At 55.9% G+C, this 13,936-nt stretch carries 12 protein-coding genes and 1 pseudogene; 5 read left to right on the top strand and 8 right to left on the bottom strand.

What is annotated here, in order from left to right; translation table 11 throughout:
* Positions 1-166 precede the first annotated feature (166 nt).
* The 3 genes from B2R48_RS12940 to B2R48_RS12930 all read right to left on the bottom strand — a co-directional run bounded on the left by B2R48_RS12940 (position 167) and on the right by B2R48_RS12930 (position 3,296).
* The gene (locus B2R48_RS12940) at positions 167-1,378 is read right to left on the bottom strand and encodes a YeeE/YedE family protein (protein ID WP_297001040.1); all 1,212 of its coding nucleotides are present in this window, start codon (positions 1,376-1,378) and stop codon (positions 167-169) included.
* A gap of 107 nt (positions 1,379-1,485) precedes the next feature.
* The gene (locus tag B2R48_RS12935; protein WP_297001039.1) at positions 1,486-2,409 is read right to left on the bottom strand and encodes a sulfurtransferase; all 924 of its coding nucleotides are present in this window, start codon (positions 2,407-2,409) and stop codon (positions 1,486-1,488) included.
* A gap of 152 nt (positions 2,410-2,561) precedes the next feature.
* Entirely contained in the window at positions 2,562-3,296 is a 735-nt protein-coding gene (locus B2R48_RS12930; RefSeq protein WP_062958007.1) for a TetR/AcrR family transcriptional regulator, read from the bottom strand.
* A gap of 211 nt (positions 3,297-3,507) precedes the next feature.
* Between B2R48_RS12930 and B2R48_RS12925 the strand changes: the two genes are divergently transcribed.
* The gene (locus B2R48_RS12925) at positions 3,508-4,275 is read left to right on the top strand and encodes an NAD kinase (RefSeq protein WP_062958008.1); all 768 of its coding nucleotides are present in this window, start codon (positions 3,508-3,510) and stop codon (positions 4,273-4,275) included.
* Complete coding sequence (argE, locus tag B2R48_RS12920; RefSeq protein ID WP_297001030.1) at positions 4,272-5,450, top strand: acetylornithine deacetylase; 1,179 nt, start codon at positions 4,272-4,274, stop codon at positions 5,448-5,450. Before B2R48_RS12925 ends, argE begins: the two co-directional genes overlap by 4 nt.
* A 49-nt stretch (positions 5,451-5,499) precedes the next feature.
* Here the strand turns inward: argE and B2R48_RS12915 are convergent, their stop codons facing one another.
* Positions 5,500-6,060: a TetR/AcrR family transcriptional regulator gene (locus tag B2R48_RS12915; protein WP_297001028.1), complete on the bottom strand. Its 561-nt coding sequence runs from the start codon at positions 6,058-6,060 to the stop codon at positions 5,500-5,502.
* A gap of 195 nt (positions 6,061-6,255) precedes the next feature.
* Here B2R48_RS12915 and B2R48_RS12910 point away from each other — a divergent pair, with 195 nt between their 5' ends.
* Positions 6,256-6,993, top strand: a complete 738-nt coding sequence (locus B2R48_RS12910) for a hypothetical protein (protein WP_297001026.1) — start codon at positions 6,256-6,258, stop codon at positions 6,991-6,993.
* A gap of 116 nt (positions 6,994-7,109) precedes the next feature.
* Here the strand turns inward: B2R48_RS12910 and B2R48_RS12905 are convergent, their stop codons facing one another.
* From B2R48_RS12905 to B2R48_RS12890, 4 genes are read right to left on the bottom strand one after another with little or no spacing between them, the layout of a single operon-like run.
* Positions 7,110-7,658, bottom strand: coding sequence for a sarcosine oxidase subunit gamma (locus B2R48_RS12905; protein ID WP_297001024.1), 549 nt, complete (start codon positions 7,656-7,658; stop codon positions 7,110-7,112).
* On the bottom strand, positions 7,651-10,626 hold the full coding sequence (locus B2R48_RS12900) for a sarcosine oxidase subunit alpha family protein (RefSeq protein ID WP_297001023.1): 2,976 nt from the start codon (positions 10,624-10,626) through the stop codon (positions 7,651-7,653). The genes B2R48_RS12905 and B2R48_RS12900 overlap by 8 nt, the downstream gene beginning before the upstream one ends.
* Positions 10,623-10,901 carry a sarcosine oxidase subunit delta gene (locus tag B2R48_RS12895; RefSeq protein ID WP_297001020.1) on the bottom strand — a complete coding sequence of 93 codons (279 nt, stop codon included), beginning with the start codon at positions 10,899-10,901 and terminating at the stop codon, positions 10,623-10,625. The genes B2R48_RS12900 and B2R48_RS12895 overlap by 4 nt, the downstream gene beginning before the upstream one ends.
* 12 nt (positions 10,902-10,913) lie before the next feature.
* Positions 10,914-12,167 carry a sarcosine oxidase subunit beta family protein gene (locus B2R48_RS12890; protein ID WP_414716189.1) on the bottom strand — a complete coding sequence of 418 codons (1,254 nt, stop codon included), beginning with the start codon at positions 12,165-12,167 and terminating at the stop codon, positions 10,914-10,916.
* Between the two features lie 143 nt (positions 12,168-12,310).
* Between B2R48_RS12890 and B2R48_RS12885 the strand changes: the two genes are divergently transcribed.
* Positions 12,311-13,321: a GlxA family transcriptional regulator gene (locus B2R48_RS12885; protein WP_297001017.1), complete on the top strand. Its 1,011-nt coding sequence runs from the start codon at positions 12,311-12,313 to the stop codon at positions 13,319-13,321.
* 292 nt (positions 13,322-13,613) lie between these two features.
* Positions 13,614-13,936, top strand: a pseudogene (locus B2R48_RS12880) (ammonium transporter); the annotation flags it as partial.

Below are 13,936 nucleotides of genomic sequence, written 5' to 3'. Positions count from 1 at the left end.
GCGGCACAAGGATTGGCAGCGCACGGGTTACTGCCCGCTGCCGGAAGTTTGGCCGGGGCCGGATTGGCAACGGCCGGGATGTTTGCGGTGTGGCTGTAGTGATCAAGCGCAACGGCACCGGTTGCCGCAAGGAACACCGCGCCAAACAGAAGTGTGTTTTTCTCGCTCATTTCCGGAAACCATCCATTCCAAAGACAGGACGCAGTGCAATGCCAAGCCAGCTACCGGCAAAGGCCAGGGCAAACCAAAGCCAGCCATGCACACTGCCCGAGGCGATCCCGCTAAAGAACGCGCCGATATTGCAGCCAAATGCCAAACGCGCACCATAGCCCATCAGAAGCCCGCCAATGGCCGCTGCCAAAAGGGATGCTACAGGCACAGATACCTTTGGTGCGAATTTACCTGCCAGCGCCGCGGCAAAGGCAGCCCCGATCACGATGCCGAAATTCATCACTGATGTGTTGTCTTGCAGGACCGAGTTGCCAAGCGCACGCGCCGGACCACCCCAGTTCCAGAATTCCCAGGTCTCAACCGGAATCCCCATCACCTGTGCGATCTTTGCCCCCCAAAGGCCAAAGCCAAAGGTGATCGACCACGGATGACCGGCAATCAAAAGCGTCGCGACATTCAGCCCGGCCAGAAGCACGCCGGTCCAGATCATCGGCCACGGGCCGTGAATGAAGCGTGCCAGACCTTCACGCGGCGCGGTTGACACCACTTCAAGCCCGCCATGGGCACGCTTCTCAACAATAACCGTCAACAGAGCCACCAGTGCGAGACCACCAAAGGTCACCGCAAGACCACCGCCAATACCGTATTCGCGCCCGAGGCTCATCGGCGGCAAGGATGGCAGTTCCAGCCACATTGGCAAATGGGCCGTGCCGATGACAGCACCAACAATAAAGAAGACAAGTGTGACCAGCATGCGGGCACTGCCACCGCCAACCGTAAACAGCGTGCCAGAGCCACAACCACCGCCAAGCTGCATGCCAAGACCAAACAGAAACGCCCCGATCAGAACTGACATACCAACAGGCGCAACCGCACCAACGACCGATCCGCCCAGCGGACTGCCAAGCGAAAGCATCGGAATGAAGGCCGCAGCCGCAACGCCGATCATCAAAAGCTGCGCACGCAACGCATGGCCGCGCTTTTCAACGGAAAACCGTCGCCAGCCGCCGGTGAAACCGAAGGATGCATGATAAAGTGCAATCCCCAGCAATCCACCAAGGCCATAAAGAACAGCCTGTTTCAGATCGACGGCCTGCGAAATCGCAATGCCGACAATGACAAACAGGACGGCGGTGATGGCGGCCGGTCCCTTGTCAAATGTGAAACCCGGGGACACCGGATTTGCTTTTAGGGTCGTTTCAGACATGGTGAGGCTCAATAACCTGAAATCAGATATCTAAATGAAAACGGAACCGGCTGCCCGGTTCCGTCCAGAATGTTCGCGGCTTGGTGGAAGCCGTATAGGTTATCCGGTTATTCCGGGATAACCATTTCACGGTTCGGATCCGCCGCCCATTCGGTCATGGAGCCATCATACATGGCCGTGTTCTTGTTGCCCATCACTTCGGAAAGACCGAACCACGCGACCGAGGCCCAATGACCAGTGTTGCAATAGGTGATTTCCTTGGCATCCTTGGAAACACCGGCATCCGCAACAAGGTTTTCAATCACGTCAGCGGCAACAAAGGCACCGTCCTGATCGCTATAGAACTGCGACTGCGGGATGTTTTTTGCACCCGGAACGGCACCGGGGCGGGCTACCACGCCACTTTTTGCCTGACCGGTGAACTGTGAAACCGGGCGGGCATCCACAAGCTCAACACCGTTTGCCCGCGCCTTGGCAACATCATCAGCCGTTGCAAGAAGTTCGGGGCGGAAATCAGCATTAAACGCCACGGCACGCGGTGAAACCGGGTCGGTCGAAACGGCCTTGCCTGCTGCAAGCCATGCGCGCTGACCACCATCAAGAATGGTCACCGCATCATGTCCCAGAACCTTGAAGGTCCAGTATACACGGGTGGCAGAGCCAAAGTCGGAGCTGTTTTGACCGGCGGGGACAACAACGACCTGCTTGTCATTGTCGATACCCAGCGCACCGATGCGTTTGGAAATCACATCAACCGGCGGCAGCATACCAACCACATTGTCGACTTTTGCACGCCAGCCAAATTTCCCGTAGGGCGCATACACCGCACCGGGAATATGCCCGGCATCATAAGGATTGCCATCCTTGGTCATGGACCGGATATCAACAACAACCAGTGACGGGTTATCGATATTTTCCTCGACCCAGTTGGCATCAACCAACGGCTTTTCGGTAAGGCGTTCGGCCTGCGCAGCACTTCCGGCAAAGACAAAAGTGACCGCCGCGACGGCAGAAAGAATAAGGGAACGCATGGGGCTTTCTCCAATGATCAATTCATCTTGATTTTGTGCATCATACCTAATTCGTCACAACGAAATGTCAATAGACTCAGTACAACACATAATATTTGTATTAATGTATCAACACTTTCCGTACTGGGACAGCCTCCGGCCCGATTCAACGCCTAGGGACGCAGGTTATTCAAATAACGGGCAAATTCGCGTGCAAAGGAATCCTGGGTTTCCAGATTGCGCAAGGCGGGCGGCCGTGTCAGGAAGCCGTGCAATGAGGCAATGATAAATTCCGCCACGGCTGATGGTTCGATATCGGTGCGCACGGTCTTGTTGAACTGGGCCTTGCCGATGTGCGATGCCAATCCGCGCCGCCAATAACGATAAACACCATCGATACGCTTGCGCAGGTTTTCATCAAGCTCACCTGCCCCCGATGCCAAGCGCGCCAACGGGCATCCGCCTGCCAGCATGTCAGGGGCATTTTCACCACCCAGCCGATCCACCTGCCCCATCAGAACCGGCAGGATATCATCAGCCCCTTCAAGGTCACTCAGCCAGACGTCATCCACATATCCCGGCAGGCATTCCTCGATCACGGCGTTAACCAGTTTGGCCTTGCCCGAAAAGTGATGATACAGCGCACCTTTCGTACAGCCGCTTTGTTCAAGGATGTTGCTGATGGAAGCGCCCCCGAACCCCGCCCGGCGGATTTCACCAAAGGCCGCGTCAAGAAGCTTCTGACGGGTGGCATCCGGATTGCGCACCCGTTTTGGCACCAGTGCCGTTTCAGACGAACCGTCCAGTTCCATGCTTTCGCCGACTTCCAGAACATCGTCGTCGGGATTTTCATCGGGACGCGAAATTCGAGAAAGGGCAGCAGAGAAACTGAATGGTTCTTTGGACATTGAGCCGTACTGTTTTGTTTTGAACCGGGGATAGGAACCCGTATCTGTCACGTTCCACTGTTTTTTTCGTGACGTCAATAACACAGCAGTCCAATCGAGACCTCAGTATAGGGGTGATCGTCACGCAGCCCCTTGCAATTCAGATCAAAGCGTACTCTATTGTTTGCCCATGCCCTTTCGGGCCGAGCCCCAATCGTCCTTCGGATCGCAAATGCAGCTTGATTCCATCGCCTTCGTTGCAGCCGACACCAAAATCGCACAGGATGCGATGTACCGGCTAAAACACCGATACGGCCACATTGCCCCCGACAAGGCCGATGTGATTGTAGCCCTTGGTGGTGACGGGTTCATGCTTGAAACCCTGCACCGCTATATGGGGCGCAAGGTTCCGATTTACGGCATGAACCGGGGCACGGTCGGCTTCCTGATGAATGAATTCCGGGAAATGGATCTGACCGACCGCATTGCAGAGGCCCAAACAGTCGAACTCCACCCCCTTCAGATGGAGGCACATACTGTATCGGGCGAAAGCTTGTGTGCGCTTGCGATCAACGAAGTGTCGCTTCTGCGTGAAACCCGTCAGGCCGCCAAACTTCGCATCAAGGTCGATGGCGTTGAACGTTTGGCAGAACTGGTTTGCGACGGTGCGCTTGTGTGCACACCTGCGGGCAGCACGGCCTATAACCTGTCGGCACATGGTCCGATCCTGCCGATGGGAAGTGGTCTTTTGGCCCTGACCCCGATCAGCCCGTTTCGCCCCAGGCGCTGGCGCGGCGCGCTTTTGCCCCATGGTGCAGAAGTCGTCTTCCAGATCGAGAACCCCGAAAAGCGCCCGGTTTCGGCCGTTGCCGACTATACCGAGGTGCGCGATGTCTCCAGCGTGAAAATCCGCGAAGACCGCAGCATGAAGATCAAATTGCTATTTGATCCAGAACACAATCTTGAAGAACGTATTCTCAAGGAACAATTCGTCGAATGACCTCCGCTCCGCTTGCCCCGTCGAACGATACCATTGAATGGTGCCGCAACCTGATCCGCCACCAGTCCGTCAGCATGACGCCAAATCTGGCGCTGATTGACGAGGTAAAGGCATTCCTTGACGGGTTGGGCTATGACACGCTGGTGGTTCGCGACCCGTCTGAGACCAAGGCCAATCTTTATGCCACCATCGGCCCAAAAGTGGACGGCGGCGTGATCCTGTCAGGCCATAGTGATGTGGTCCCGACCGAAGGCCAGAACTGGGCATCCGACCCGTACGAGATTGATATCCGCGACGAGAAGCTTTATGGCCGTGGTGCCTGTGACATGAAGGGTTTTCTGGCCTGCCTGCTGACCAAGGCGGAAGCCTTCAAGAATGCCGACCTTCGTGTACCGATCCATCTGGCTTTCACCTATGACGAGGAAGTCGGCTGCCTTGGTGTGCCCAGCCTGGTCGAGGCGATCAACAATCTGCCGCACAAACCGGCCATGTGTATTGTTGGTGAACCGACCGAGATGAAGGTCATTACCCAGCACAAGGGCAAGTTTTCAGCCCGTGCCCATTTCACGGGTCGTTCTGGGCATTCGTCATTGCCCGCCGAAGGCGTCAATGCGGTTGAATTTGCATCAGAATTTGTCGTCTTCCTGCGCAAGCTTGGTCGCAAGTGCCGTGAAGAAGGGCCGCATGATGATGAATTCGAGCCAAACCACACCACCTTCCACACCGGCGTGATCAAGGGCGGCACACAGCTCAACATCATTCCGCAGAATTGCTTTGTCGATTTCGAATTCCGCAATCTGCCCAATGATGATCGCGAATCCCTGAAGGCAGAGATTTACGATTACGTCGAAAATACCCTGCAGCCCGAAATGCGCGAGATCTATCCAGATGTTGGCATCGAGATCGAAGTGATTTCCGATATGCCGGGCCTTGCCACCGGCGATGACGAGGAAGTCACCAAACTCGTCATGGCGCTGACCGGAGCAAACACCACAGGCAAGGTCAGCTTCGGCACAGAGGCCGGTGTGTTTTCCGCCCTTGGCGATATCCCCACCGTGGTTTGCGGTCCGGGCAGTATCGAACAGGCCCATAAACCAGACGAGTTCATCGAACTTGACCAACTGGGCCGTTGCGAAGTGTTCCTCGACAAGCTTCTGGCTGTATTGGTCAAGTAACCGAACGCGCGAAAATCCGACTTTTTGGCCGGTACTTTATCCCGGTACTTTATGAAGTAGATCGTTTGAATGCCGTGGCACCGGCATCAAGGATCAATTCGCGCGTTACGACATCATCGACTAGCCGGGCCAGGGTTATTGTACCGACAAGTAAGGCAAGTTTTTCGTATCCTTCCTGCTTGTCATCCCCATCCGCAAGCAATGCCGCAACCCGATCGACGCTGGCTGCGGCCTCTTTCTTTGCCGCACCATCGCCACGTCCAAGCTCCGCACCCAGTGCGGCAATCGGACAGCCTGTCCCCCTGCTTTTAACATGCTCCTGTGACAGGTATGTCGCGACATACCTTTTACGCGCCTCTTCCCGAACGCCTTCGGTTTCAGGAACGTCCATTGCCCCGACCGATCTGTCGACCGCTTCCAGAAACGCGGCGCGAACCAGCTCGTCCTTGTTGGCGAAATGGCGATAGAACCCGCCATGAGTCATCCCGGCTGCAGTCATGACATCTGCCACACTGGTTGCTTCAACACCGTTCTCGCGGATAAGGCGTGCGGCCGCATCAAGAATGCGTTTGCGGGATTTCTTTTTTTCCGCTTCGGAAACACGCGGCATAGGGAACTCTCAAATTCGGGATTGACATTATAGATTTCGTATATCATCTAAATATAAAGATGACAATCATCATCTATAATGGCGCGTGATAGCAAACGTAACCGTTGCGGCACCAAGACAGACAGCGCGCAACGGTTTCTGACCTTCGGAATAATTTGCTGGCATGCACCACAACAAAACGGAGTTACCAAAACCATGTTCGGTTTTTATGAGTTCTATGTGCATGCATTCGGGATCGGCATTCCACTTCTTGCTGTCGCGATTGCCAGCATGGGTGCATTTCGCGCTTCCCTGACAGCCAATCAAATCGCTGTATTTGTGACTGCCTCTGCAGTTATCCTTGGGGCGTGGTTTGCTGTTGCCCTCCCGTTCTCTCGGTCGGGGGTTTTCAATGTCCCCGCCGAAATTGGCGACCCGCCCTATGTCCTGATGTTTCTGTTCGGCGGCGCGACCCTGAACTGGGGCCTTGCCTGGCTGACACCGCTTGGCAGACGCATCACCGAAGCCACATCCCTGAGTGCAATCGCCGCGTTTCAAATCCCGCGCATCATGGGTGGGCTGTTTCTGATCGGATGGATCGTCGGGGATATTCCAGCACTGTTTGCTTTGCCTGCGGGACTGGGGGACATTCTTGCCGGGATTGCCGGATGGCAAGCAAGTCGGGCACTTGCCAAAGGGGAACCGAATGCAAGATCCCTTCTGGCACGCGCGATCTTCATCGGGATCGCCGATTTCTTCTTTGCTGTCCTGTTTGGGATTATTACGTCACCGGGATTTGCCCATCTTTATGCACTGGATGCACCAAACATCATCAATGCCTATCCGCTTGCAATGTTCCCGGCGTTTTTCGTCCCGATTTTTCTTGGCTTCCATTTCATCGCGATCTCCCGACTACGTCAGGAATCTGCGATGGAATCAAAAGCGCACGCCTGACCGCGCGCAAACAAATTGATCACGCCACAAACGGGCGGAGCACTTAAATGCTCCGCCCCTACCGTGTTTTGTTTGAACTGAAACGCCGATGAACGAACACACCCCGCGATGTCCATTCAAGGGTGGCGGAACTCTGCGGCCATATGTTGCAATTCATCCCACAGGGTGCTCGCAAAGCTGCGCAAAACAATAAGTTCGAAACTGTCATCCGCAGTACGGGTGATCATTGCGCCGATATGCCCGATCTCGGTCATGGTCGACTGACCAATTGCAAACATCTCTGGCGACAGATCGACCATGGTGCCCTTGGCCAAAACGCTCCGCGATGATGCGCCGGAAAGCACCATGCGTAATCGCCCATGCGTCTGATCGGCCAGAACGAACTGTTCAGGGATTTCGGCCTGAATTTCGGCAAGCCGACTATCCGATACATCAGCGCCACCAACCCAGAACCATTGATTTGGTGACGGGCTTCGCAGGTCGGTGCCAAGTTCCGGGGCAATTTTTACAAGTGCCTGCTTCAGGTCGACTTCATTGCTGTTGGCATCGCCCAGAACATGAAAGACAAAACCGTCCCTGATCGGGGCAAGGTTGATCGATGCCCCCGCGCCTGCCGCGTCATTGGACGGGAATGCGAAACGGTTTTCTAATGGATATTCATGCATGAAGTTTCTCATTTTCCGGATCAACGAAGGCAGGATCACACAGGATGCCGGTGACAGTCGTTCCGGCCAGACCATTCCAGATAACAACTTCCTCGCCGTGACGTTTGGGGCCGTTTTTAACCAGCGCCAAACCAACCGCATGCCCCAATGTCGGTGAATGACACATCGAGGTGACATAGCCCTGATCATTGGCAAGGCTGACATCGTCACCGGGATTAAGAATGTGCGATCCGGTGGCGAACTTGTCAGACGGCGATTTCGGCTTGATCCCGACAAGCGACGGGCGTGATGGATCGACCAGCCCTTCACGCAGGTTCATCACCCGGCCGATAAAGTCATCCTTCTTGGCTGACACCATCTTGCCCATGCCCAGATCGGCAGGTGTGACCGTGCCGTTGATTTCCGCGTGCGTGACATGGCCCTTTTCGATCCGCATCACGCCAAGGGCCTCGGTGCCATATGGCGCAATGCCGAATTCTTCGCCCGCCATCATAACGGCATCAGCAACGCTCTCGCCATATCCGGCAGGCACCGCGATTTCATAGGCGAGCTCGCCCGAGAACGAAATTCGGAACAACCGCCCCTTCAGGCGCCCACCAAACATCGATACCTCGCGCGCCGCCAGGAACGGGAAGGCCTCGTTCGAGATATCATCATCAATGATTTTGGACAGAACATCTCGTGATTTGGGCCCAGCGACCGCCATCTGCGCCCATTGATCGGTAACTGAAGCCAGACGGACATCCAACTCCGGCCACAGCACCTGTGCACAGAATTCCAGATGGGTCAAAACCCCGGCGGCAAGGGCCGTCGTCGTCGTCATGAAGTAATGATTCTCGCCAAGACAACTTGTCGTGCCGTCATCATACACAAAGCCATCCTCGCGCAGCATGATACCATAGCGCGCCTTGCCCACCGGCAGCTTCAGGAAGGCATTGCAATAAACCCGGTTCAGGAACTCTGCCGCATCAGCGCCAAAAATCTCGATCTTGCCAAGGGTGGACACATCACAGATACCGACCTTGGTTCGCACGGTATTGACTTCACGATCCACGCTATCACGCCAAAAGGCGTCGCCATCCTTGGGGAACCAGCTTGACCGATACCACAGCCCGGTTTCAACGAACTTTGCACCATTGCGCTCTGCCCAACCATGCAGCGGTGATTTGCGCACCGGCTGAAAATCCATTCCCTTGGACGTCCCGACCAGCGCACCAAACGATACCGGCGTGTAAAACGGGCGGAAGGTTGTTGTGCCGATTTCGCCGGGCGAAACACCCTTGTTCTCGGCCAGGATGCCAATGGCATTCACATTCGATGTTTTGCCCTGATCCGTTGCCATGCCATTGGTGGTGTAGCGCTTGGCAAGCTCGACATGATCATAGCCTTCGCGCATGGCAAGGGTAATGTCAGACGCCGCGACGTCATTCTGGAAGTCAACAAACGCCTTGCCCTTGCTTGATGCCACCCGCCAGACCGGCTGGATGTGATCGACTTTTTGCTCGGTCTGCTCGACCCCCGGAAGTGATGCGGCCTCGCCCATCACACCCAGTTCCGCCAACGCCTTGACGGCGGCAACGCCACCGGCTGCAAAACAGGCAGCAACACCGGCTTTTCCGGCAACCGCCCCGCAGGGCGTCATGCCGTCGGTGTTTTCCGGCGGCATGAAACCGACATGCGCGTCCGACCAGACAGGTTTGCCTCCGCGATGGCAGGCCAGATGCACAATCGGGCTGTACCCGCCTGATACGCCAAGGGCATCAACCGCAATCACCTCGTCACGACCGTCATCATGGCGCACCGTGATCGACTTGATCGCCCTGCGACCTGCTGTATCACGTACCATCGCACCGGCAATCAGGCGCGCCTTGCCCGCGTAGTTGATGTTCGGGCAGGTGCGCGGATCAATGATCGCGGCAACCTCGATACCACGCGCCTCAAGATCCACCGCGGTCTGATAGGCCTGACTGTTATTGGCAAACAACGCCACCCGTTTGCCCGGTGCCACACCATAGGCATTCAAATAGGTGCGCATGGCCCCGGCCATCATCACACCGGGCCGATCATTGCCACCAAACACAATCGGACGCTCTTCCGCCCCGGTCGCCAGCACCACTTGGCGCGCGACGATGCGCCAAAGACGTTCCATCGCACGGTGCGGGTTGATCTCGTTCTCTGGCAGATGCTTCTGCACCCGTTCGACTGCGCCAAATACCTGATCATCATAGGCAGCAAAAACCGTGGTGCGTTTTTTGATCTCGACATTGGGAAGCGCGTGCAATTCACCAATGATATCGGCAAGCACTGCATCGGCTGGTTTACCACCCACCGGGCTTCCCTCAGCCAGGAAACCACCGCCAAGTTGCGCCCCTTCATCAGCAATGATCACGCGTGCGCCTGCCCGCCCGGCCGTCAGGGCAGCAGCAAGCCCAGCCGGCCCCGCACCGATCACCAAAAGATCACAATGCGCCCAGCATTTTTCGTAACAGCCGGGGTCGGGATCATAGCTTGCCCGTCCCAGACCTGCGGCCTTGCGGATCAGTGGCTCATAAACCTTTTCCCAGAAGGCCGCCGGCCACATGAATGTCTTGTAATAGAACCCGGCACCTAAAAGCGGCCCAAGCAAACCGTTGGCCGCTCCGATATCAAATTTGACATTCGGCCAGCAGTTCTGCGATCGCGCTTCAAGTCCGTCAAACAGTTCTGCCATGGTCGCACGGGTATTGGGATCACGCCGCCCGTCACGCCCGATGGTCAGAAGGGCATTGGGTTCCGCCGCCCCGGCGGTCAGGATGCCGCGTGGCCGGTGATATTTGAAACTACGGCCAACCAGCTGCCGGCCATTGGCCAAAAGGCTTGATGCAACCGTATCCCCGCCAAAGCCACTCAGCGCCTCGCCGTTAAAGGTGAAGCGTCGCACATCACTGCGGTCAATCAGCGTACCGCCATCAATCCGGAAACTGGTCATGCCCTGGCCTCCGTTTTGAGGGTACTTGCATCAACCACCTTTGACGTTTCATGGGTCACGGTATTGCGGCTTAGAACCAGCCAGCGCCGACACCCGCCGGAATGATGCCAGTATTCGCGGTGTTCGCCGCGCGGGTTGTCGCGCAGGTAAACATGATCAAACCAGACGGCTTCATCGGCACCAGCACTTGGGCGCGGGGTGGTGACTTCGCCGCGGATCGTGAATTCCTCACGTGGGCGCAGGCCGCAATGAGGACATTTGACAAGACTACTCATTTCCAAACTTCCTCAATGCAGGTTGGCCTGGGCGCCAACGCCCTTTTCGTCCAGTAGATACCCGCGTGCAAAGCGGTCCATCCGAAACGCGGTTGCAGTTTCATGCGGCGTATCGGTCGCCAGCAAATGGGCAAAGCAATAGCCCGACGCCGGGGTGGCCTTGAACCCGCCATAGCACCAGCCACCATTGAAATAGAGATTGCCAAGATGGGTGCGATCCATGATCGGCGATCCATCCATGCTCATATCCATGATCCCGCCCCAACTGCGCAGGATACGCACCCGCGAAAGTGCGGGGATCATCGCCATACCGGCCTCGGCCACATGTTCCACGCACGCAAGGTTTCCGCGCTGAGCGTAGGAATTATACCCTTCGATATCCCCGCCAAACACCAGCCCGCCCTTGTCTGATTGCGACACATAGAAATGCCCCGCACCAAATGTGACCACGGTATCGATGAACGGTTTCAATCCTTCGGACACAAAGGCCTGCAAGGCGTGGCTTTCAATCGGCAGGCGCATATCGACCATCTTGGCAACATGGCTTGAACTGCCTGCCACCGCCATGGCGAGCTTGTTGCACGTGATCGCACCGCGTGTGGTTTGAACCCCGGTGACTTGATCGCCATCGCGGTCAATGCCGGTGACTTCGCAATTCTGGATGATATCAACGCCGTTCTGATCGGCCCCGCGCGCGAAGCCCCACGCAACGGCGTCATGACGCACCGTGCCGCCGCGCGCCTGCATCAGGCCACCCATGATCGGGAAACGGGCATTCTCATAATCCAGAAATGGCAGTTTTTCGCGCAGCTGATCACGGTCAAGAAGTTCCGCATCCACCCCATGCAGGCGCATGGCATTGCCACGCCGCGTGTAGGCATCGCGCTGGGCATCGGAATGGAACAGATTGATCACACCGCGCTGGGACACCATGGCGTTGAAATTGAAATCCTGCTCAAGGCCTTCCCACAGCTTCATCGAAAATTCGTAGAACGGGTTGTTGCCTTCAAGCAGGTAGTTGGATCGAATGATCGTCGTATTCCGCCCGATATTCCCCGATCCAAGATAGCCCTTTTCAAGCACGGCAACATTGCGCACGCCAAACACCTTGGAAAGGTAATAGGCGGTTGCCAATCCATGCCCGCCACCGCCGATGATGATCACATCGTAATGCGATTTCGGATCCGGATTGCGCCATGCCGGCTTCCAGTTCTTGTTCTTGGAAAACGCATTGCCAAGCAATGACAGGGCTGAATAACGCATCATCGATCTTTCGCTGTTGCCCGCATCGGTTATGTGCGGTCAGGACCAATCAATCTTGACAGAGACGGGAATTGCAGCTTGTCTTATAAAGACATTGAATAACACAAATGCGACATCAGCATATTATTGTCGGGACAAAGGCCATCATGACAGCGGAAACCCAATCGAAGGCGATGCCTGCAGCGCGCGCCGGACAATCTGGCGCCAAACCGGTTCCGGCGACGCAGCATATCGGGTTTATGCTTCTGCCCGACTTTGCCTTGATGTCCTATGCCTCGGCGATTGAGCCCTTGCGCGCAGCCAACCTTCTGGCCGGTCAGCCGATCTACAAGGTTCTGAATTATTCTGCGACAGGCGGGAATGTTCTGTCCTCTTCCGGCACGATGGTCCCGACGACCCCGCTTTCCCAAGCCCCGACCAGCCTGCACACCCTTTTTGTCTGTGCTGGCGGGCATCCGTCGCAATGGCAAGCACCGGGCATGCTGGGCAGTTTGCGGAAACTGGCATTGTGGGGCGTGCGCATGGGGGGCATTTCAAGCGGGGCTTATGTTCTGGCCGCTGCCGGGCTTCTGGGTCAGCGACTGTTTACCATCCATTGGGAACATGCCCCCGCCCTGATCGAAGCGTTTCCCGATCTGGAACCCGAACGCGCCCGCTTTGTCATTGACGCTGATCGTATCACGTGTGGTGGCGGGGTGGCCCCGCTGGACATGATGCATGCCATGATCGCCGAAAATCTTGGATCGGATTTTGCCACCCGCGTTTCCGACTGGTATCTGCACACCCAGGTTGGGCAATCAGGCGGGTCGCAGCGCGCATCGCTTGCCGAACGCTATAACCTGCATCATCCGGGATTGCTTCGGGTTCTTGAAAAGATGGAAACCACCATCGAGGACCCGAAAACCCGTGACGAGATGGCGCGGTTTGCAAGGCTTTCGACCCGCCAGCTTGATCGGCTGTTTGATCAGCATCTGGGCAAGTCGTTTCTGGAAACCTATCGACAGGTTCGCCTTGAACACGCACACAAGCTTCTGACGCAAAGTGTCCTGACCATTTCCGAAATCGCCTTTGCCACCGGCTTTTCCAACAGCAGCCATTTTTCGCGCAGCTACAAGGCAGTTTATGGTGTGAAACCAAGCGAAGCACGCCGTCACTGACGCCGCGCGGATCCCCGACGCCCTATCCAACCGACGGGCGCATTTCCCACGCCCAATTCCGACAGAATCGGCATAACGCCACGAGTCTGCATATTTGATATGCAGACAATTCTGACGTCTATTTTTTACGCAAATTCCTTAGAATTCAATTTAGTGTTTTTATAATGTATTGTTTTTATTAATTTTATTGCATCGCACAACAAAAAACACATTATAACTTGTTCACTAGAAGGAATTGATTTTTAATAAAAGGAATGTCCATCGGGGGGCATTATGTGATGGAGAGACTAAAATGGAACAATCCGTACCAGAGTTGATGGCAAGGCTGGACAGCCTTGAAGCATCGCTCAGCATGGCAACGACCATCAATTCCGAAGTATTCTATTGGTGGTGTACTGCACTGATGCTTGCCATCCACGCAGGCTTCCTTGCGTATGAAATGGGTGCATCGCGCGCGAAGAATGCGCTGGCATCCGGCATGAAAAACCTGATCGCTTTCGCATTCCTGGTCCCGACCTTCTATTATGTAGGTTGGTGGATCTATCTTGCGTTTCCGACAGGCTTCACGATTTCCGACGGTTCCGAGGCAGGCCTGCCCTGGAGCGAATATATGGG

It is taken from the genome of Thalassospira sp. UBA848 (genome assembly GCF_002295455.1).
Classification (GTDB): Bacteria; Pseudomonadota; Alphaproteobacteria; order Rhodospirillales; family Thalassospiraceae; genus Thalassospira.
The sequence above is the reverse complement of the archived record's forward strand: the minus strand, read 5'-3'. Positions and strand labels throughout refer to the sequence as shown.

Coding starts and splice junctions, on each gene's coding strand:
- B2R48_RS12885 (WP_297001017.1), top strand. CDS start 12,311: ATGACAGCGGAAACCCAATCGAAGGCGATGCCTGCAGCGCGCGCCGGA.
- B2R48_RS12930 (WP_062958007.1), bottom strand. CDS start 3,296: ATGTCCAAAGAACCATTCAGTTTCTCTGCTGCCCTTTCTCGAATTTCG.
- B2R48_RS12935 (WP_297001039.1), bottom strand. CDS start 2,409: ATGCGTTCCCTTATTCTTTCTGCCGTCGCGGCGGTCACTTTTGTCTTT.
- B2R48_RS12905 (WP_297001024.1), bottom strand. CDS start 7,658: ATGCATGAATATCCATTAGAAAACCGTTTCGCATTCCCGTCCAATGAC.
- B2R48_RS12895 (WP_297001020.1), bottom strand. CDS start 10,901: ATGAGTAGTCTTGTCAAATGTCCTCATTGCGGCCTGCGCCCACGTGAG.
- B2R48_RS12890 (WP_414716189.1), bottom strand. CDS start 12,167: ATGATGCGTTATTCAGCCCTGTCATTGCTTGGCAATGCGTTTTCCAAG.
- B2R48_RS12915 (WP_297001028.1), bottom strand. CDS start 6,060: ATGCCGCGTGTTTCCGAAGCGGAAAAAAAGAAATCCCGCAAACGCATT.
- B2R48_RS12940 (WP_297001040.1), bottom strand. CDS start 1,378: ATGTCTGAAACGACCCTAAAAGCAAATCCGGTGTCCCCGGGTTTCACA.
- B2R48_RS12925 (WP_062958008.1), top strand. CDS start 3,508: ATGCAGCTTGATTCCATCGCCTTCGTTGCAGCCGACACCAAAATCGCA.
- argE (WP_297001030.1), top strand. CDS start 4,272: ATGACCTCCGCTCCGCTTGCCCCGTCGAACGATACCATTGAATGGTGC.
- B2R48_RS12900 (WP_297001023.1), bottom strand. CDS start 10,626: ATGACCAGTTTCCGGATTGATGGCGGTACGCTGATTGACCGCAGTGAT.
- B2R48_RS12910 (WP_297001026.1), top strand. CDS start 6,256: ATGTTCGGTTTTTATGAGTTCTATGTGCATGCATTCGGGATCGGCATT.